Origin of the sequence: uncultured Winogradskyella sp., from assembly GCF_963975125.1 — a bacterium.
Classification (GTDB): domain Bacteria; phylum Bacteroidota; class Bacteroidia; order Flavobacteriales; family Flavobacteriaceae; genus Winogradskyella.
Genome location: NZ_CAXBGB010000152.1, coordinates 1 through 2,185 on the forward strand (window position 1 = coordinate 1; position 2,185 = coordinate 2,185).

A 2,185-nucleotide genomic window follows, 5' to 3' on the forward strand; every position below is an offset into this window, starting at 1 on the left:
GCCATAACGTAACATATAGAGGACTCTGCGCCTTGATTAATATTAATATTGTATTCTTCTAAACCATCGTAACAAGCACCATTAGCTGGATTATACATAATTTGATTAAGGTGGTTGTTACCAAGAAACCAGCTAAAGGCAATTTCGAGTTGATTTTTATATTTACTTTTTTTTGTGACTTCGTAAAATAGTTCTAAAGTAAAAATGGTGTAAGCAATTTCAATAGGTTGTTCCCCAAAAAAAGTTCGTTTATTACGTTTGTTAAACCATCCTTTATTTGAAATTACTTGTATTTTTCCTTTCATAAAATATTGAGATAATAGAAAGTCAAAGGTCACTTCGGCAATTTCTTTATAGGTGTCATTTTTAGTTATTAAAAAGGCATACATCATTGCTTCAGGAAGTATGCTATTGGCATAAGTTAAATAGTCTTCATACCAATTCCAATCAGGTTTCGCTGTGAGTTGGTAATATTTCATGAGCTTATCTATTAACTGATTTGTTAATTCAAGAACAGATTCTTGCGCACAAGGATTATAATAATACAACCCTTTTAATGCAAAACCAATAGCTCTTGGCGATGCAAAGTCGCCTAAATTTGACAGAACCTTTTCAAAACATTTTTGAGCTTTGATTGCGATACTTTTGGGAAACAAATTTTTCTGTGCTAGTAAGAATCCCAAAGCCCAAACAGCTCTACCATTTGAGTCTTCAAGATTTACTTCCTTGTTTTGTAAAGTAAATTCTTTGTCTAGGTTTATATAATTTTTAAAACTCCCGTTTTCTTGTTGCGCAAATTCTATAAAGTTCAAATAAATGGTTACTAATTTTAGAATATCTTCATCTTTATAATTCTTATAATACATGGTCATCGCAATTAATGCTCTGGCATTATCATCTAATGTATATCCCGAATTTGGGTCTGGTATTCCAAAATTTGAGAACTGTAAGACCCCAAAATCGGTAGTCATTTCTTTTAAATGATCTATTTTTATTTGAGGAATTTGAAGACTTAAATCTTCGGATTTATTGGTGATTTCCCCAAATATTTTACCGTATGCAATAGCAGCATTTTGCCAACTTGTTGCCCGCATTTTTGAAAATGCATTTTTACCTAACTCTACGCGCTTATTTTTATTTTCGATGAGTTCTAAAATGGCTTTTTGAAATGGATATGGGTCGTGAAACGTATTTAGCAATATTCCGTTAGAGTCATCTATTAATTCTTTGGCATGAGGTATGGGTGTGGAAATTACAGGACATCCAGCACTCATAGCATATACAAATGTTCCGCTTACCGCTTGAAAAGGGTCTTTAGAAGAAAATAAATAAATATCTGAAAGATTGAGATACTCTAAAAGTTCCTCCAGAGCTAAATATTTATTAATGAATTTTACGTTTTTTTGAAGGTTGAGTTTGTCTATAATTGCTACTAATTGCTCTCTATATTTTTCACCCTCATTTTTAATAACCTCTGGATGTGTTTTACCTAGAATTAAAAAAAGGACATTGGGATGTTTTTTAACAACCTCAGGTAATGCGTATAGCACGGTTTGAACATTTTTATTTTCGCTTAAAAGGCCAAACGTAGAAAGAATGATTTTGTCCTTAAAGGAATACTTTTCCTTTAGTATTGCTTTGTTTTTCCATAAAACAATATGAGTGCCATGTGGTATTATCTCCAAATTTTCAGCGCTAATATTATAATCTTCCATTAATATTGTGTGGGAGTTTTTAGTCTGAACAATTATTTTTTCCGAAAGATTATTGATTGCTTGTACAACACTTTTTCTTTTAGTGTCAGGATTAGGTAGTACAGTATGAAAAACGGTAATAACAGGCTTGTTTACGGCAAGCATAAAAGATAAGATATGACTGCCATATTCGCCACCATAAAGTCCAAATTCATGCTGAATGCAAATTAACCCTACATCGTTGCGCTCATTTATAGCATCGGCTACTTTTCTATATTGATTAATATTAAACGTGTGTAAAACATCGGTAACATCTTTTATATAATTAAAATTACTTGGTTTATTTTCTAAAGCATAAATTTCAATAGGTAGTGTGCAACCGTAAATAGTATTCAAAGTATTTGCAAGATCTTGTGTAAAAGTAGCGATACCACATTCTCTAGGAGGAAACGATGAAATGAAAATTAATTTTAAATTTTTATCTAGTGGTT

Annotated in this window: 1 protein-coding gene; it reads right to left on the reverse strand. The window is 31.5% G+C overall.

Features of this window, described 5'->3' with window-relative positions; translation table 11 throughout:
* On the reverse strand, window positions 1-2,185 hold a 2,185-nt coding region (locus AAC053_RS13940; RefSeq protein WP_339757907.1), incomplete at both ends, for a glycosyltransferase.